The sequence below is a fragment of the Pseudomonas sp. NLJ1 genome, assembly GCF_049486705.1.
In the GTDB taxonomy this organism is placed as follows: domain Bacteria; phylum Pseudomonadota; class Gammaproteobacteria; order Pseudomonadales; family Pseudomonadaceae; genus Aquipseudomonas; species Aquipseudomonas inefficax.
The window spans coordinates 3434479-3452312 of record NZ_CP137735.1 but is presented as its reverse complement, the minus strand read 5'-3'; the positions used below and the strand labels follow the sequence as shown (position 1 = coordinate 3452312).

Sequence of the window (17834 nt, the reverse complement as noted above, 5' to 3'; positions counted from 1 at the left end):
GCCGGGGCCGCTTTGCGGCCCTTTCGCGACACAAGGCCGCTCCCACATAGTGCGCGCAAGGCAGGTGCTTAGCGGGCTTTTACGGTCATCTCCCCTTGCCCATCCCCCACGGCCTGCAGGTTTGGCCGGTACATCGATTCGACCTGCGGCGGCGGCACGCGGTAGGTGCCCGGGGTCACCGCCCGTGCCAGGTAAAGCAGGTGGGTGGTGCCGTAGCTGTCCAGCTTGAGCGCCGCGACGTAACGGTCATCGCGATATTCCTGGTGCACAACGCTGGCGTTCTGCATCGACTCGCGCCATTCCTTCACCGCACTGCTGGCGTTGTCCAGGCTGGCGGCACTCTGCGCCAGGTTCTGGTTTTCCAGCTCCAGGCCTGCCGGTAGCAAGTCCACCACCAGCGCATCCGGCACCCTGTCTTCAGCCTTGAGCGCCAGGTGCACCAACACCAGGTCGCCGCTGCGCAGGTTGTGCAGGTCCAACGGCTGGCCATTCATGCCCAGGTACTCACGGCGGATCTGCATGCCGTTGCCGCTGGCAGCAGGCGCCTGGCGTGGGTAACCCGACAAGGTCAGTTGCTGGTACAGCGTCTCGCTGCCTTGGTTCTGCACGCTCAGCGGCGAAGCCAGCAACGGGCCTTCGAGCTTCATGCCGGACTCGGCATTGTTGAACTCGCGAACTTCGCCCGCGCTGTCCAGGCGCGCCTGCCACTGGCCTTCCGGCTTGCCCAGCAGGCCACGGCCGGCCAGGAACAGCGCATTGCGCTCCTGGGTCGACAGCCAGCGGTTGGCCGCCAGCTCATCCGACAGGGCGAACAGGCGCTGGTCGACCTGACGGCTGGCCAGGTTGCTTTCCTGCAGCAGCGCCAGGATCAGTGCCTGGTCGCGCAGAGCGCTACCATAGTCGGCCATCCAGCCTTTACCGCGGCTGATGCCCAGGCCCGCCTGCAGGGCCTGCTCGGCACGCGGCTTGTCGCCCATCTTGTCCAGCGCCACCGCCAGTTGCACCAGCGGCAGGCCAGAGCGGGCGTCGGCGCGGCGTTCGAACAGGCCACGCAAAGCGCCCAACGGCGCCTGCTGACTGCGCGACAGCACCAACGCCGCATAAGCCTGCACGGCGAACCGGGTGTGTTCGGCGTTCTCGCTGTAGTCGACTTCGATCAGGTTGCGCTCCTGCAGGTAGCGCAACAGGCGTTCGCTGGCCTTCTTCAGCGCTTCGGCCGGCACACCATAGCCTTGGTCACGGGCGCGCAGCAGGAAGTCGGTGACATAGGCGGTCAGCCAGTACTCTTCTTCGCTGTCCGAGCTCCACAGGCCGAAGCTGCCGTTGTAGCGCTGCATGCCCAGCAGGTGCTCGATACCCATCTCGATCTTGCGCTTGCGCACATCGGCAGGCTCGCCCTTGATGCCCAGGCGCTTCAGGCTGTCGGCATCGGCATACAGCGACGGGTAGAGGCCGCTGGTGGTCTGCTCCAGGCAACCGTAAGGGTAGGCTTCGAGGGCACGGATCTGCTCGGCCAGGTTCAGCGGCGGCCGGCTCGACAAGGCCAGGCTGGCTTCAAGCCCGGCGGGTTCGAAGGCGGCCAGGTCTGCTTCAGGCAGGGTCCATGGCTGGTCCTTCAAGGCCACGCGGTAGTGCTTGAGCATCGCCGGGTAGGCCGGGCGCACGCCCAGCGTCCACTCGCGCTCGAACGCGCCGGTCGGCTCGTTGGGCAGCTGCAGGCCAGTGACCCGCACATGCACCTTGCCTTGCCCCAGGCCACCCTGGGCCTGTACCGGGATCATCAACGTCGAGCGCTGGCCTTCAGCCAGGGCAACGTTCTGCACGGCGTTGGCCGCCAGACTCAGCTGACCTTCGGTACCGATTTCGACGTTCAGCTGCTGGGCACGCCCTGACAGGTTGGCGAGGTCCAGCGCCAGGCTGGTGCGGTCGCCACCGGCCAGGAAACGCGGCGCCGAGAGCTCGGCGATCAGCGGCGCGGCGACCACGGTCTTGCCTTCGGCCATGCCGAACTGTTCCTCGGTCCAGGCCTGGGCCATGAGCCGCAGTTCGCCATTGAAGTCAGGGATATCGACCGTGGCCTGGCCCTCGCCCTTGTCGTCCAGGGTCACCGGCAGGCTCTGCTGGGCGACGATGGTCACAGTGGTGTTGGGGCGCTTGCCACCCTTGGCCATCGCCGCGTCACCGCCAAATGCCAGGCTGGCCAGGCGGCCCTGGCCGGCTTCGATCAACTGGCCGTAGATATCCAGCTGGTCAGCACCGTAGGCCTTGCGCCCGAACAGGCTGGCGAACGGGTCGGGGGTCTTGAAATCGGTAATGTTGAGGATGCCCACATCCACCGCCGACAACAGCACATGCACCTGTTTGGGCACGCTGCCATCGGCATTTGCAGCCTTGATCTTCACGGTCAGCGGCTGTTTCGGACGCATTTTCTCCGGTGCCTGCAGGCTCACCGCCAACTTGCGTTCGGCGCGGTTCAGCGGCAGGTGCAGCACGCCTACCGCGCGTTTCGGCGTGGCGTTGGCCTTGCGCTCACCCGGGCGGATCACCAGCGCGCTGATGTACAGGTCGTGGCGTGCCCACTGCTTGTCCAGCTCCACGTCGAACGTCTTGCCCTCGGCGGGTACGTCAATCTCCTGCCACCACAGCGGGCCATCGCTGGACTCGATCATCAGGTAGCCACTGCCGGCTGCGGGCGGGGTGACGGTAACCTTGGCGGTAGCGCCGTCGGCGTAGGCCGGTTTGTCTAGCGCCAGCTTGACCTGGTCCGGCCGCACCGCACCGCCTTCGGCGTTGTCCTGGGCGCGATAGCCGGCCCAGAAGCGCGCGCTGGACACCAGGCCAGTCTGCGGGTCTTCCACCTCGACACGGTACGGGCCCCATTCCACCTGGAAGCTCAGCTTGGCAGTGGAGCCGGCCTTGACGCTGACGGTCTCTTCGCTCTGGGTGAGGAACTTCTCGTTGTAGGCGTAGCTCCAGCCATCGCTCTGCGAGTAGTTCCAGTAGTAGTCACGGCGCTCGCGTACCAGCCGCACCTTGAGGTCGTTGGCCGCCAGCTTCTTGCCGTTGCGGTCGGCCACCAGGAACTCGAACTCCACCGGCCCGTCACTGTCGGTTTCCTCGCCGTCGAACAGGCCGCGCAGGCCCGGCAGTCGCTCGGCCGGCCAGATGGGTTGTTCCAGGCGCCGGGTGATCGGCCGGCCACCCGACTCCTGCAGGCTGGCCTGCACGGTCAGTTGCAGCGGCGAGCGGGCTTCGGCCCAGCGGCTTTCGATGTCGACCACGGCCTTACCGGCCTGGTCGAGGGTGACTTCGTCCAGCTCCAGGTCCTGGTTCAGCTCGGTTTCGGTGACCGAGCCGAACTGGTAGCCAGGCAGCGCCGGTACCGCCTCGCGCAGCGGGCGAACATAGGCCTGGCCGCTCAGGCGGTTGCCGGCAGCCGGGGCGCCGTAGAGGTAACGGCCATTGACCTGGATGCGCGCATCCTGATCCGGAGACAACGGTTTGCTGCTGCCCTTGAGTTCCAGCGCCAGGCGCTCGGGCAGGAAATCTTCGACGAGGAATTCATACACCTGCTTGCGCCCGCCACCCAGGTCGAGCAGCAGTTGCCAGCGGCCGGTCGGGGCCTCGCTGGCCAGCTGCAGCTGGTATTGGTACAGGCCATTGCCGTCGGCTTCCCAGACGAACTTGCGGCTGACCTGCTCGTCCGGGCGACGCACTTCCACGCTCACCGGCTGAGCCTTGACCGGCTTGCCGTCCTGGTCGCGCAGCAGGCCGTTGAGCAACACCGTTTCACCGGGGCGATACAGGTCACGCGGGCCGAAGATGAAGAACTGCAGCGGGTTGGCCTGCGGGCCGGTGATGTCGAACTCGGCCAGGTCCAGCGCCGCGCTGCTCAGGCGCAGCAGAGTAGTGTGCACACCCTGGGTGGCGATCAGGGTGTCGGCCTTTGGCGTGATCGGCAGCTGGGCGTGGCCATCGCTATCGGTGCTGGCCTGGGCCAGCAGCTTGCCCTTGTCGTCATGGATTTCCAGGTTGACGCCGTTCATTGCCTTGCCACCTTCCAGGGCCTGGGCGAACACGTCGAGGCGGTCGCGGTAGCGATGCGCGGACACACCGATGTCGCTGAGGGTGAATAGCGTCGCTGGCTGCGAGTAGTCGTAGGTGCCCGAGGCACGCATCACCGCCAGGTACACGCCCGGCTCTTGCAACGGCTTGATGCCGGCGATCGGCAGCAGCACGGTCTCGCGGGTGTTGCGGGCAGGGTTGAGGTCGAAGCGGCCGCTGTAGACCAGCTCGGCCATGTCCAGGGTTTCCTTGGACTGGTAGTAGTACAGGCTGCTGTTGCGCCCCCAGTTGACCAGGAAGGTCGAGAGCATGTCCGGCTTCACGCGGAAGAACTCGACATCGACCTTGTCAACGTTGAGCGCGATCACCGGCAAGCCTTCGGCCAGGCGCGTGGGCAGCAGCGAACCGCGGCTGGCGAAGCCGATGGTCGGCTGCATGTCGCGGGTTTCCAGGCGGGTTATCGACTCGCTGTCCAGCTGCTTGCCGTTGACCGCCAGCAGGCCCTTGTCGACGGTCAGCACCAGCTTGCGCTGCGGCTCCAGGTGGCGCAGGCGCAGCTCCATCTGGTTGTCGGTAAGCTCCCAGGCGCCGTCGAGCTTGCCTTTGACGGTATCGACCAGATGCACTTTGCTGGCGAAATCCTGCTTGGCATCAAGCGGCGCGGAGAAATTGATCGACAGCGTTGCAGCGCCATCGAGCTGCACTTCGGAAACATCCAGCACCGTCAGCTCGCGGCCCTCGTAGCGTTTGGCGAGTACAGCCGGGTCTTCGCGCTGGGGAGCCGGGGTGGCGGCGGGCGCTGTGGCCGCCGGTTTTTCGGATGGCGCCGGCTTGTCCGGCGTCGAAGAGTCACAGGCACTGAGCAAAGCCAGCGCGCAGGCCAGCAACAATCCTTTGTTGAACATGGAGTAGAACTCTTAGGCAGCGTGTACGTGAGGGCAGCAACTATAGCGCAACGGCGAGTGCAGTACCCGGCGTTGCGCGTCAAGTGTGACTGTGGTCGCGCGAATTGGCTGCATGGCCGGTACACTGCTGGCTATTCAGAAAAGCGGGGGGCGCTTTGCGCCCCTTTCGCGACACAAGGCCGCTCCTACAGGGACCGCGGCAACCTGGAAGGCCTTGCAGTTCCTGTGGGAGCGGCCTTGTGTCGCGAAAGGGCTGCGCAGCAGCCCCAGAATTTCCCAGGACACCCGATGACCTCACTGACCACCGACTGGCACCACCGCCCCACCCACCACAAGGTCTGGGCCCTGGCCGCGCCGATGATCCTGTCCAACATCTCCGTGCCGCTGGTAGCCCTGGTCGACAGCACGGTCATCGGCCACCTCCCTCACGCCCACCAGTTGGGTGCCGTGGCCGTGGGTGCCACGCTGTTCACCTTCATGGTCGGCCTGATGGGCTTCCTGCGCATGGGCTCCACCGGTTTCGCTGCTCAGGCCGCCGGCCGTGGCGACGGTGCAGCGTTGCGCCAAGTGCTGGTACAAGGGCTTTTGCTGGCAGTCGGCTTCGCCCTGCTGATCGGCCTGCTGGCGCTGCCCTTCAGCCAGCTGGCGTTGCACGCGATGCAACCCAGCGCGGCTCTGCAGCACGCCACCGAAGACTTCTTCCATACCCGCCTGCTCGGCCTGCCGGCGGCACTGGCCAGCTACGCCCTGGTCGGCTGGTTCCTCGGCACCCAGAACGCGCGGGCGCCGCTGGCCATCCTGCTGACCACCAACCTGCTGAACATCGCCTTGAACCTGTGGTTCGTGCTTGGCCTGAACTGGGGCGTGCTGGGTTCGGCGCGGGCGTCGGTGATTGCCGAATGGAGCGCTGCCCTGCTCGGCCTGGCCCTGACACGCCCGGCCTTGCGTGCCTACCCAGGGCAGATCGTATGGGCGGCGCTCAAGCGCTGGCAGGCCTGGCGGCCGCTGCTGGCGGTGAACCGCGACATCTTCCTGCGCAGCCTGGCGCTGCAACTGGTGTTCCTGCTGATAACCGTGCAGGGCGCACGCCTCGGTGAGGCTACCGTGGCGGCCAATGCCCTGCTGCTTAACGGCCTGCTGCTGACTGCCTATGCGCTCGACGGGTTGGCGCATGCGGTGGAGGCCCTGTGCGGCCATGCCATTGGCGCCCGCGACCGCGACACCCTGCGCCGCTCGCTGGTGGTGGCCTGTGGTTGGTCGATGATCACCAGCGTGGGGTTTGCCGGGTTGTTCCTGCTGGGTGGGCACCTGTTCATCGATTTGCAGACCGACATCGAGAGCGTTCGGGCAGCGGCTTATCCGTACCTGCCGTACCTGGCATTGCTGCCGTTGATTGCGGTATGGAGCTACTTGCTGGATGGGCTGTTCATTGGCGCGACCCGGGCGCGGGAGATGCGCAATGCGATGTTGCTGTCGGTGCTGATTGCGCTTCCGTTGGGCGTGCTCATGGGTGGGTTTGGCAACCATGGGTTGTGGTTGGCCTTCCTCGGGTTCATGGCGTTGCGGGCGGTGACGCTGGGGTGGGTGGGGTGGAAATTGAACCTGCAAGACAAGTGGGTGGCGGAGCAGGAGAACACAATATGAAAGAATTGCTCAGTTGACTGCATTAGATGGCTCAAGGCAAAAAAAGAGCTCTGCCCACGGAGGGGGCGTCATCTTCCATGCCATGAGCAAGGAGCCATCATGTACCCACCACCTGCACCTTCTGGCGTCTGTGTAATGAGCAACATGCATGCTGCCAGCCGAGAGCGTGATTACTTCAAAAATGGCGGCACCGGCTTTTTAATATCGTGGTTCTATTCCATGGTTCGAAATGGAGGTAAGTGGGACTACAAGCAACAAGGAAGGAAGTATGAGGCCTTGGGAAATTTCAATTACGGCGCAACCGGAACTGCTGCTGGTCTCTCGGAAGAATTCTTGTTGAGAGGCGCCGGGTGGGCGCAAAGCCGTGCTGGCACCAGTAACTCTACATTTGGCTCATGGTGGGGGGACCCGCCTTATGGTGACGATCCCGAAGATCAGGAATGGATCAAGGCAGGTATCAGATATGCGAAGACGTTCGGCTACTAAATGGCTGATAGCCGCCCTGCTTCTGCTCGCCCTCGGACAAGCCCTATGGATTCTCACCTCAGGCTCCAAACCTGTGTTGACCAAGGTTGTTTCTGTCACCCCTATTGGCAAACACAGCGCAGTCTATGAAGTGCTAAGCAATGACGGTGGGGCGACGGTGCCGCTGATTTATTTGTACTTTGTGGCTGAACAAACCCAGCGAGATGAGCAGGTACTACCGAATCTAGAGAGACTTAAACCTTTTCTGGTGACACGGCAATCTGGCGCGATAGAGCACGTGGAGGGTTTGAAAATAGCGGCCCGAACTCAGGATACGGTGTACAGCTATTCGAGCACATCGATTCTCAAAGAGAATGGTGCTGTTGTGCCAATCACTATCGAGCTCACGGCAACAGCTCACCCAAAGTAGAAAAAGAAGGGGCCGCATAGCGGCCCCTCTTGCAGTCAGGAAGACAGGTACGAAGACCGGGTCAGACCAAGGCGCAGGGCATCCAGGTACTGGGTCCGCTCACGCGCGGTGATCCTGGCGCTGGCCACCTTGTCACGGTAGTGCGTCATCAATTCCTCCGGCGACAGGTGCACGTAGCGCAGCATGTCTTCGATGGTATCGTGGGTCTCGATACCGGCGTGGTACACACTACCGTCGGCGTTCTGGTAGATGTTCACCGAGTCGGTGTCACCGAACAGGTTGTGCATGTCACCGAGGATCTCCTGGTAGGCACCGACCAGGAACACACCCAGCAGGTAATCCTCGCCCTCCTTCACCGCATGCACCGGCATGCTGGTCTCGATGCTCTGCTCGTCCACGTACTGGTTGATCTTGCCGTCGGAGTCGCAGGTCAGGTCCTGCAGCACGGCACGACGCATCGGCTCTTCGTCCAGGCGGTGCAGCGGGATGATCGGCAGTACCTGGCCGATGGCCCAGGTGTCCGGCAGGCTCTGGAACACCGAGAAGTTGCAGATGTACTTGTCGGCCAGCTTGTCGTTCAGCTCGTCCAGCACCTGACGGTGCGAGCGCTGGCGGGCTTTCAGCGAGTTGTGCAGGCGGCGGCACACGGCAAAGTAACACTGCTCGGCCAGGGCTTTCTCGGCCAGGCTGATCTTGCCATCGGCATACTGCGCAGCCACGTCACCCATGTAGTGGGTGGCGCGCCAGTAGGTCTCGGTCACCATCTCTATGTCGGTCGGGCCGAGCAGGTCGACCAGCCACTGCACGGTCTCGGGCAGGGCTTCCTTGTTCTCGATGGTCGGCACGTCGTCGTTGTGCTTCTCGACGTCGGTCACCTGGATGACCAGCATGGCGTGGTGCGCGGTCAGCGAACGGCCGCTCTCGGAGAAGATGTGCGGGTGCGGCAGGCCCTGCGCGTCGCAGAACTCCTTGAGCATGCCCACCACCACGCCGGCGTAGTCGTCCATGTCGTAGTTGATCGAGCTGGCATTGCGCGAGTGGGTACCGTCGTAGTCCACGCCCAAACCGCCGCCCACATCGATATGGTCGACCGGCAGGCCCAGCGCACGCAGCTCACCGTAGTAACGGATGGCTTCCTTGAAGCCGTGCTGGTAGTCGGCCAGGTTGGCAATCTGCGAACCCATGTGGAAGTGCAGCAGGCGGATACCCTGGTCCAGGCCGGCATCGCGGAAGCGCTGAACCACCGAAATCAGCTGGGCGGCGGACAAGCCGAACTTGGACTTCTCGCCGCCAGTGTCGGCCCACTTGCTCGAAGCCAGCGACGACAGCCGTACACGCAGGCCGACCTGTGGCTTGACCTTGAGCTCGGCGGCCTCCTCGATCACCAGAGCCACTTCCGACTCTTTCTCGATGACGATGAACACGTTGTGGCCAAGCTTCTGGCCCATCAGCGCCAGGCGGATGAACTCGCGGTCCTTGTAGCCGTTGCAGACGATGGTGCCGCCCTTCGGTGCCAGCGCCAGCACGGCCAGCAGCTCTGGCTTGGAGCCGGCTTCCAGGCCAATGGAGACGTTCTGCGTGGCGATGATATTTTCCACCACCGCTTCCTGCTGGTTGACCTTGATCGGGTACAGCGCGGTGTACTTACTCTGGTATTCCAGGCGCGCGATGTTGGCATCGAAGGCGCCGGTCAGCTGGCGCACGCGGTCCTGCAGAATGTCGGGGAAGCGCACCAGCAATGGCAGCGACAAGCCGCTCTGGCGCAATTCGTCGACCTGTTCGAACAGGTCGATCGGTGCGCTTTTCGGGCCGTTGGGGCGCACTTCGACGCGCCCGGCTTCATTGATGGCGAAATAACCAGCGCCCCAATGGCGGATACCATAAACACTGCGGCTGTCGGCCACGGTCCATTGGCTACCATCGTCTTTGCGTGTGCGTCGTACGGACATTCAAGTCCCCTATAGATAAGTCGAAGACACTGCCCCGCAAGGTGGCGGGCGCAGTGTAAAAGCCAAAAATGACGATTCGTCCGTGCCCTGGGGTAGACCCTGGTCATGGCAACGAGTTTAGAAAGCACTGGGCAAAAAATCGCGTGGCCGCATCAGCCGCCGGACTTTTTCGCCTTGAAGCCCTGTTTGGTCAGCTCACCGATCAGCAGCTCGACATGGTCGCCCTGGATTTCGATGACCCCATCCTTCAGGGCGCCACCGGTACCGCAACGGCGCTTGAGGGTAGCGGCCAGCTCCTTGAGCTGGTCGAGCGGCAGCGGCACGCCGGTGACGGTGGTCACGGTCTTGCCGCCGCGGCCCTTGCTTTCGCGGCGCACACGGGCAATGCCATCGCCTTCGGGGATGACCTGCTGCTTGCAGGTACAGGCATCCACCGGCTGGCCACAGTCGGGGCAGTGCCGACCGGCGTCGGTGGAGTAAACGAGACCGCCAAGGGCGGCGAAGGAAGAAGCTTTCTTGGCCACTTTTGTTCCTCTGTGCTGAGGACAAAAACTGGTCGGCCCCAGGGGGTTGAGCCCGACCGCGAAGCCCCACTCTGGCAGGGGCGGCGCTACCACCGCAAGACCTGCGGCAGCCCGAAAAGGGCGCGCAGTGTAACGATAAATCCGGCTGTTGCTAAGTACCGGAATGCGGCATTTTGCGAATGTTTTGCGACCCCTTCGCGGGTAAACCCGCTCCCACAGGTATTGCGCAGGTTTCACGGCCTGTGAAATCCCTGTGGGAGCGGGTTTACCCGCGAAGGGGCCGGCATGGCCCACGCATCTATTTGAGGCTGGCTTTATAGCGCTGCAACGCCGCCAACGAGTCCGGGCAATACGGCTTCGTCAGGCTTTCTTGCTCAGCCTGCTCCAGACCAATGAAGCGCGCCTCGATCACCTCTTCCGGCTGCAAGCGCAACGGCGCATTCGACACCGCCGAATACACCGCACACCACAAGTGGTTATCCGGCTGGTCAAAGTAGAACCGCTCATGAAAACGCAGCTCCACACCGTCGATCCCCAGCTCCTCGGCCAGCTCTCGCGCTGCCGAATCGGCATACGCCTCCCCGGCCGTCACCATGCCGCCTGCCGCCACATCCCAGTACCCCGGGTACAGCGCCTTGCTCAGGGTGCGCCGGTGCACGCACAGTTCACCGGCACTGTTGAACAGCAGAATGAACGTGCAACGCCCGATCAGGCCGCGCTCGCGCAGTTCGGCACGGGGCAAGGCCCCCAGCACCTGGTCGGCTTCGTCCACCCAGGTGACCAGTTCTCGGTCGGAAGCTGCCCGGTGGGCGGCCTCGTTCGGGCTGATAGCCATCATCAACCTTGCGACAGCAGCTGACGCAGGTCGATGACCGCCGCGTTGGCGCGGGAAATGTAGTTGGCCATGACCAGCGAGTGGTTGGCCCACATGCCGAAGCCGCTGCCATTGAGCACCATCGGGCTCCACAGTGCTTCCTGCGAGGCTTCCAGCTCACGGATGATCTGGCGCACGCTGACCGTGGCGTTCTTCTTCGCCAGCACGTCGGCAAAGTCCACCTCGATGGCGCGCAGCAGGTGCGACAGCGCCCAGGCCTGGCCACGGGCTTCGTAGAACACGTTGTCGATCTGCAGCCATGGGGTTTCCACCAGTTCCTCGTCCACCTGCGGCGCCTGGCCGGCGACCACCGACTCGGTCTTCAGCGTGGTGTTGAGCTTGACCCGGCCAACGCTGGCCGACAGGCGCTGCGACAGCGAGCCCAGGCGGGTGGCCACATCACCCAGCCAGTTGTTCAGGTTGTCGGCACGGGTGTAGAAGATCGCACCCTTGTCGCCGGCAGCCAGACGGGTCTGGTAGCGGGTAAGCGACTTGATGCCCTCTTCGAACTCCGACTCGCTCGACGGCAGGATCCAGCTCTTGTTGTCGAAGTTGAACCGCGGCTCGGCCTTGGCCAGGTCGGCGTCTTCGGTGGACTGCGACTGCGAACGTGCGAAGTCCTTGCGCAGGGCGCGGGACAGGTCGCGCACCTGGACCAATACGCCATATTCCCAGCTCGGCATGTTGTCCATCCACAGCCCTGGCGGGAAGCGGTCGTTGGAAATGTAGCCACCCGGCTTGTTCAGCAAGGTGCCGGCCACGGTCTTGAGGGTTTCGATAGTGGTGTAGCCCACCACCATCTGCTGGCCAGTGCGCTCGGCTGCAGCCTGGGCGCTCTGCTGCACCGGGAACAGCTCCGGCTCCTGGCTCCAGTACCAGCCAAGGCCGATACACACCAGCAGGTACAACCCGATCAGGGTCCCCAGGGCACGGCTCCAGAGGCCGCCAAGGTAGCTACGGGCAGCGGCGCCACGGCCGTCGACACGCTCGCGGGGCTCGGCTTTGGCCTCACGGTTTTTCCAGTCCAGCATGGCTTTGTCCTTAATCAGTCACGACGGTTCAGGGGCTTGGACCACAGGCCTGCGCCAGGGTGCCACGGCAAGCCCGCGTGGCAGCACTATAAAGCAGACACCGCCTTACGCATAAGCGACCAATCGGTCAGCAACTGAATAATCGTTCTGGCCGCTTTGTTGATGCAGGGCAGTCACGCGCCTGAAAAGAACTGCTAGCATAGAGCCATCATTGCCCCTGCACACCCCAACCTACAAGTAGCCAGGACATGAGCCAAGCAGCCGAGCCGAGCCCGCTGTGCCCCGCCCAACAGCTGACGCGTAGCGGCCTGCGCAAGGACGACCCGCTCGACCAGGTGCTGCTGCCGCCCCTGCGCAGGCCGGTGTACATCCTGCTGCAGGACCACGAGCGAGCCCAGCGCCTGGCCCAGCAACTGGAATTCTTTGGCCTGGTGGTGCAGACGCTTGCCAGCGCCGCAGCTTTTCTGGCCTCGATCAGCGAATATCCGCCCTCGGCCATCATCATGGATGTCGACTTCAATGGTGCCGGCCAAGGCCTGCTGCTGGCTGCCCAGGTGCAGCAGGGGCTGGCCCGGCATATACCGCTGCTGTTCTTCAGCCACCACGAAACCGACACCCCGACCCGCCTGGCAGCAGTGCGCGCCGGTGGCCAGGACTTCCTCACCGGCACCCTGGAAGCCTCCAGCCTGCTGGAAAAGGTCGAACTGCTGACCAATGCCACCCCGCACGACCCGTTGCGCGTGCTGATCATCGACGACTCGCGCACCCAAGCCCTGTACACCGAGCGTGTGCTGGCCAGCGCCGGCATGATCACCCGCAGCCTGACCGACCCGATCCGCACCATGGCCGAGCTGGCCGACTTCCAGCCCGACCTGATCATCCTCGACCTGTACATGCCAGCCTGCACCGGCCCTGAGCTGGCCAAGGTGATCCGTCACAGCGACCGTTATGTCAGCGTGCCGATCATCTACCTGTCTGCCGAGGACGACCTGGACAAGCAGCTGGATGCCATGAGCGAAGGCGGTGATGACTTCCTGACCAAACCGTTTCGCTCACGCCACCTGATCACCACCGTGCGCAACCGCGCCGCCCGTGCCCGGCACCTGAAGGCGCGCATGGTGCGCGACAGCCTGACCGGGTTGTACAACCACACCCACATCCTGCAACTGCTGGAAGACTGCAGCTTCCGCGCCCGTCGCGAGCAGCAGCCGTTGAGTTTTGCGATGCTCGACATCGACCACTTCAAGAAGATCAACGACCGCCACGGCCACCCCATGGGCGACCGAGTGATCAAAAGCCTGGCGCTGTTTCTCAAGCAGCGCTTGCGCAAGACCGATTTCATTGGCCGTTACGGTGGTGAAGAGTTCGCCATTGTCATGCCCAATACCGCACTGGACGCAGCGCACAAGGTGCTGGACGAAATCCGCCGGCGCTTTGCCGAGATACTCTACCCGGCGCAGCCGCGGGACTTGCAGTGCACCTTCAGTGCAGGGGTGGTGCAGCTGGATGAGGGGCTGGACGCGCTGACCATGGCCAGTGCGGCGGACGAGGCGCTGTATCGGGCCAAGCATGCCGGGCGTAATTGTGTGGTGCGTGTAGAGCCCTGAATCAAACTTTGCCTGTGCCGGCCTCTTCGCGGCTAAAGCCGCTCCCACAGGGATTGCGCAGTCCCTGTGGGAGCGGCTTTAGCCGCGAAGAGGCCGGCACAGGTTAGAATAGAGGCACTGTGCCACTTTTTTATGGCGCCAACCGCCTGTCGTCATCACCCCGTCACAAAATCGCAATAACTTCAGCCACCGACCTCTCCCCTCCCCCGCAGGAAGCTCGCGGCTATGCGCCTGAAGTGGCTGACCAATTTCAACACCCTGTTGCTGGTAACCGTGTGTATCGCCCTGGGCGCCACCTTGTGGTGGTCGCAGCGGGCCCTGGAGCGCCCCTACCAACTGATGGAGCGCTACCTGGGCCTGTCCCAGCAGTTCCAGAACCAGGCGGCCCGCAACATTCAGGCCTACCTGGGCAGCGGCGATGCCCTGCGCCACGCTGCGGCGATGGAGGCCAACCAGCAGCTGCAGGCCGCGCTGGCCGCATGGCCTGGCGAACTGGCCGACAAACTGCGCCCCAGCCTGGACAACCTGCAAGCCTTTACCGCCGAAGAGCTGCTGGCCGCGGGCAAGCTGGCCGGCGACCCGCAAGCGCTGCTGCTGCAGGCCGAGCGGGAACTGGGCGCCAACTTCGAACAACTGGCCGGCTACGCCCGCGACAGCGGCAGCGCCGACGCCAACCGCTACCTGGTGCCACTGCTCGACGCCACCGTGCACCTCGGTCGCCTGTCGCTGGCCCGGGACAAGTTGGTCAGCAGCGGCCGCCCGGAGCTGGCCGACGAAGTGGAGCGCGAGCTGCAACTGATCCGCGCCCAGGCCCAGGCGATCGATGCCTTGCCCTTGCTGGGCGTAACCCGCACCGCTGAATCCGGTGCCGACGACTTCGCCGCTTTGATGGGCCTGGAAACCCAGGCCAGCACCCAACAGGAAGACATTGCCGTTGGCCTCAAGCGCGAGCTGCAGAGCCTGCTCGGCCGCTACCCGTCCGAACTGCAGCGCACCCGCGAACAGATCGAGCGCCGCGTCGCCCTGGCCGCCAGCGCCGGCCAGCGCCTGGAGGCCGTGCAGCAGGCCATTGCGGCGCTGGAGCCCGAGGTACGCGCCCTGCATGCGAAAATTGCCGCCGAAGTACGCATCATCCAGGGCCTGATGATCGGCCTGATCCTGCTTATCGCCCTGCTTATCGACACCTTGCAACGCCGCCTGGCGCGTACCCTTACCGGCCTGGCCCCAGCCCTGTCGCGCTGGGCCGAGGGTAACTTCGCCGAGGTCATTGCCCTGGGCAGGACCAACCGCGAACTGCGCGACATCCAGGAATCGCTCAACCGCCTGCGCCAGTACCTTGTGGAGCTGGTCGGCACCATCCGCCACAACGCCGAGCAGGTGGCTGGCAGCAGCCATGCCCTGGCCGGCATGAGCGCCGCCCTGCATGACGGCGCCGAACGCCAGGCCGGCGACACCGGGCAGATCCGCGATGCCCTGGGCGAACTGGAAGCGACCATCCAGCAAGTGGCCGGCGACGCCAGCGCCGCAGCCGATGCCAGCCGCGATGCAGGGCGTGCAGTGGAGCAGGGCCAGGCGGTGATCGGCCAGAGCCTGTCGGGTTTGCGTGAGCTGGTCGACGAGGTGCAGGGCAACGCCCGCATGATCGAACAACTGGCGGAGGAGTCTGCAACCATCGGCGGCGTGCTGACGGTGATCCGCTCGATCGCCGAGCAGACCAACCTGCTGGCGCTGAATGCCGCGATCGAAGCGGCCCGCGCCGGTGAAATGGGCCGTGGCTTTGCCGTGGTTGCCGATGAGGTGCGTTCGCTGGCACAGCGCACCACCGGGGCTACCGGCGAAATTCAGGCCCTGATCGACCGCTTGCAGCAGGCAGCCAGAAGTTCGGTGGCCGGGATGCGTGCGCAGCTTGAGCATGCCGAGGCCACGGCCAACCAGGCCCAGGCGGCGGATGGGGCGCTGGACGAGATTGTCTGCGCCATTCGCACCATTTCGGACACTGCGGTGCGGATTGCCGATGTCACGGCGCAGCAGAGTGGAGCCGTGAGCGAGATCCGCGACCACAGCGAGCGGATTCATGAGTTGGGTGAGGACAACCTGCAGCGCATTGGCGAGGGGCGCGAGCAAGGGGAGCAGTTGCTGAGCCTGGGGGGTGAGCTGAACCGGGCGGTGCGGGCATTCAGAGTCTAGGTTGGCCTGTGCTGGCCTCTTCGCGGGTAAACCCGCTCCCACAGGGTCAGCGCAGGGCTTGAAGCCCATGCGGTCGAGGTGGGAGCGGGTTTACCCGCGAAGAGGCCGGCACAGGCAGCACATGAGCCAGCGGCCATGTGTCGCCCCCGATACCAGCATGGCCCCAACCCGCACCAACTCCGCTATCATGCCCAGCACGTTCCACCTCGCGAGTCCGCCATGCGCCGCCTGTTTTTCCTGCTGTTCCTGCTGCTGGCCAGCCCTGTCTTCGCCGCGGGCCTGCTCGACAACCGCCCCAGCGCCACCCTCGGCGCAGCCTCGCTGGCCAACAACGCCGACTTCCTGCCGGTACACGAGGCCTTCAAGCTCAGCCTGGTCCAGGCCGATGCGCAAACCATCAAGCTGCGCTTCGTCGCTACCGACGGCTACTACCTTTACCGGCACCGTTTCCAGTTCCGCACCGAACCGGCCGACATTGCCCTGGGCACACCAAGCATCCCCGAGGGCGAAGCCAAGCACGATGAATTCTTCGGCGATGTCGAGGTGTACCACGGCGTGCTCGATATCGAGCTGCCGCGCAACGACCCGCGTGCCTTCACCCTGCTGGTGGGCTACCAGGGCTGCGCTGACAAAGGCCTGTGCTACCCACCGGAAACCGCACGCCTGAGCATTGATGGCGAAGGCCGCGCAAGCACCCCGGCCAGCGCTGAACACGCCTGGAGCTGGAAGTCGCTGCTGCTGTTCTTCATTGCCGGGGTCGGCCTGACGTTCACCCCCTGCGTGCTGCCGATGCTGCCGATCCTCTCCGGCGTGGTGCTGCGTGGCCAGGCCGGCGGCCTGCGCGGGCTGGCGTTGTCACTGGCCTACGTGCTGCCGATGGCAGCCAGCTTCGCGGTACTCGGAGCCCTGATGGGGTTGTTCGGCGCCGGCCTGAACCTGCAGGCGCGCCTGCAGTCGGCCTGGGTGCTGGTGCCCTTCGCGCTGTTCTTCGTGGTGTTCGCCCTGGCCATGTTCGGCCTGTTCGAACTGAAACTGCCGCAAGCCCTGAACAACCGACTGAACAATGTCGCCAGCCACACCCGAGGCGGCTCGCTGCTGGGCGCGGCAATACTGGGCGTACTCTCCAGCCTGCTGGTTTCGCCCTGTGTGTCGGCGCCGCTGGCCGGTGCGCTGCTGTACATCAGCGCCAGCGGCGATGCTCTGGGTGGCGCACTCAAGCTGTTCGCCCTGGGCCTGGGCATGGGCGCACCATTGCTGCTGGTGGCCACCGGCGGCGCAGCCTGGCTGCCGAAGAGCGGCCCTTGGCTGAACACGGTGAAAAACGCCATCGGCGTCCTGCTGCTGGGCTTGGCCATCGGCTTGCTCAGCCGAGTGCTGCCAGGCCCGCTGACCTTGCTGCTGGTCGGTTTCCTCGCCGCTGGCATGGCGCTGTTCCTCGGCGCCCTCGAATTCGTGGTCAAGCCCGCGCGCCAGCGCCTGGCCCAACTGCTCGGTCTGGCCCTGCTGGTGTACGCCCTGGCCTGCTGGTACGGCGCCCTCAGCGGCCAGGGCGACCCGCTGCGCCCGCTGCCGCCGGCAACCCTGGTGGCCACCGGCAACGGGCCGGCGGTGCAGGCGGATAGCTGGCAGACCATCATTACCCCCGCCGCACTGGAAGCTGCGTTGGCCCAGGCCAAGGCCGCCGGCCAGCCAGTGCTGCTGGACTGGTACGCCGACTGGTGCATCAGCTGCAAGGTGATCGAACGTGAGGTGCTGACTGCCCCGCAGGTGCAAGCGCAACTGGCCGGCTTCAAACTGCTGCGTTTCGACATCACCGAAAGCAATGCCGAACAACGCAGCCTGCTCGACCGCTACCAGCTGTTCGGCCCACCCGCCCTGTTGTTCTTTGCCGCGAACGGTAGCGAAATAACCGCTGATCGGGTCATTGGCGAGATAAATACCGGTGAATTTGCGCAAACGTTGACACGCGTGCGCGGCAAAGTCGGTCTATAACTTCCCGCGTGCTGTGAAAAAACCTCAAATCAGTGACCGAATTTAAATATTTGGTCACATACTTCGCGCGAACCTCGGACATCGTGCTGGCTATTGCCGGGAACTGGACACTTGCCGTCGCTTTACGGCACACTCGCCGCGCTGTGTCGAATTGCCCTACA

At 64.4% G+C, this 17834-nt stretch carries 11 protein-coding genes; 6 read left to right on the top strand and 5 right to left on the bottom strand.

The features are described 5' to 3' along the window. Window positions 1-68 precede the first annotated feature (68 nt). Window positions 69-4970: an alpha-2-macroglobulin family protein gene (locus R9B85_RS15560; protein ID WP_423770346.1), complete on the bottom strand. Its 4902-nt coding sequence runs from the start codon at window positions 4968-4970 to the stop codon at window positions 69-71. 288 nt (window positions 4971-5258) lie between these two features. Between R9B85_RS15560 and R9B85_RS15555 the strand changes: the two genes are divergently transcribed. The 3 genes from R9B85_RS15555 (at window position 5259) to R9B85_RS15545 (ending at window position 7509) form a co-directional block, all read left to right on the top strand. Next, window positions 5259-6614 carry an MATE family efflux transporter gene (locus R9B85_RS15555; protein WP_112254142.1) on the top strand — a complete coding sequence of 452 codons (1356 nt, stop codon included), beginning with the start codon at window positions 5259-5261 and terminating at the stop codon, window positions 6612-6614. Between the two features lie 135 nt (window positions 6615-6749). Continuing rightward, on the top strand, window positions 6750-7100 hold the full coding sequence (locus R9B85_RS15550; RefSeq protein WP_252192246.1) for a polymorphic toxin type 44 domain-containing protein: 351 nt from the start codon (window positions 6750-6752) through the stop codon (window positions 7098-7100). After that, on the top strand, window positions 7078-7509 hold the full coding sequence (locus R9B85_RS15545; RefSeq protein ID WP_112254140.1) for a hypothetical protein: 432 nt from the start codon (window positions 7078-7080) through the stop codon (window positions 7507-7509). Before R9B85_RS15550 ends, R9B85_RS15545 begins: the two co-directional genes overlap by 23 nt. 35 nt (window positions 7510-7544) lie before the next feature. Here the strand turns inward: R9B85_RS15545 and speA are convergent, their stop codons facing one another. From speA to R9B85_RS15525, 4 genes are all read right to left on the bottom strand, one after another. Next, on the bottom strand, window positions 7545-9458 hold the full coding sequence (speA, locus tag R9B85_RS15540; RefSeq protein ID WP_112254139.1) for an arginine decarboxylase: 1914 nt from the start codon (window positions 9456-9458) through the stop codon (window positions 7545-7547). Window positions 9459-9610: 152 nt separating this feature from the next. Then, window positions 9611-9982, bottom strand: coding sequence for a translation initiation factor Sui1 (locus R9B85_RS15535; protein ID WP_112254138.1), 372 nt, complete (start codon window positions 9980-9982; stop codon window positions 9611-9613). Between the two features lie 298 nt (window positions 9983-10280). Further along, window positions 10281-10817 (bottom strand): NUDIX hydrolase, encoded by a 537-nt coding sequence (locus R9B85_RS15530; RefSeq protein ID WP_112254137.1) that lies wholly within the window; start codon window positions 10815-10817, stop codon window positions 10281-10283. 2 nt (window positions 10818-10819) lie between these two features. Then, the gene (locus R9B85_RS15525) at window positions 10820-11887 is read right to left on the bottom strand and encodes a DUF2333 family protein (protein WP_112254136.1); all 1068 of its coding nucleotides are present in this window, start codon (window positions 11885-11887) and stop codon (window positions 10820-10822) included. Between the two features lie 248 nt (window positions 11888-12135). On the opposite strand from R9B85_RS15525, the gene R9B85_RS15520 reads away from it, so the two are divergent. From R9B85_RS15520 to R9B85_RS15510, 3 genes are all read left to right on the top strand, one after another. Continuing rightward, window positions 12136-13494 (top strand): diguanylate cyclase, encoded by a 1359-nt coding sequence (locus R9B85_RS15520; RefSeq protein WP_112254135.1) that lies wholly within the window; start codon window positions 12136-12138, stop codon window positions 13492-13494. A gap of 225 nt (window positions 13495-13719) precedes the next feature. After that, window positions 13720-15681: a methyl-accepting chemotaxis protein gene (locus tag R9B85_RS15515; RefSeq protein ID WP_423770345.1), complete on the top strand. Its 1962-nt coding sequence runs from the start codon at window positions 13720-13722 to the stop codon at window positions 15679-15681. Window positions 15682-15900: 219 nt separating this feature from the next. After that, complete coding sequence (locus R9B85_RS15510) at window positions 15901-17673, top strand: protein-disulfide reductase DsbD (protein ID WP_423770344.1); 1773 nt, start codon at window positions 15901-15903, stop codon at window positions 17671-17673. The last annotated feature ends 161 nt before the right edge of the window (window positions 17674-17834 follow it).

What these genes read in the sequence shown, in the direction of transcription:
- R9B85_RS15560 (WP_423770346.1), bottom strand. Translation starts at nt 4,970, where the DNA reads ATGTTCAACAAAGGATTGTTGCTGGCCTGCGCGCTGGCTTTGCTCAGT.
- R9B85_RS15550 (WP_252192246.1), top strand. Translation starts at nt 6,750, where the DNA reads ATGAGCAACATGCATGCTGCCAGCCGAGAGCGTGATTACTTCAAAAAT.
- speA (WP_112254139.1), bottom strand. Translation starts at nt 9,458, where the DNA reads ATGTCCGTACGACGCACACGCAAAGACGATGGTAGCCAATGGACCGTG.
- R9B85_RS15530 (WP_112254137.1), bottom strand. Translation starts at nt 10,817, where the DNA reads ATGGCTATCAGCCCGAACGAGGCCGCCCACCGGGCAGCTTCCGACCGA.
- R9B85_RS15545 (WP_112254140.1), top strand. Translation starts at nt 7,078, where the DNA reads ATGCGAAGACGTTCGGCTACTAAATGGCTGATAGCCGCCCTGCTTCTG.
- R9B85_RS15515 (WP_423770345.1), top strand. Translation starts at nt 13,720, where the DNA reads ATGCGCCTGAAGTGGCTGACCAATTTCAACACCCTGTTGCTGGTAACC.
- R9B85_RS15520 (WP_112254135.1), top strand. Translation starts at nt 12,136, where the DNA reads ATGAGCCAAGCAGCCGAGCCGAGCCCGCTGTGCCCCGCCCAACAGCTG.
- R9B85_RS15525 (WP_112254136.1), bottom strand. Translation starts at nt 11,887, where the DNA reads ATGCTGGACTGGAAAAACCGTGAGGCCAAAGCCGAGCCCCGCGAGCGT.
- R9B85_RS15510 (WP_423770344.1), top strand. Translation starts at nt 15,901, where the DNA reads ATGCGCCGCCTGTTTTTCCTGCTGTTCCTGCTGCTGGCCAGCCCTGTC.
- R9B85_RS15555 (WP_112254142.1), top strand. Translation starts at nt 5,259, where the DNA reads ATGACCTCACTGACCACCGACTGGCACCACCGCCCCACCCACCACAAG.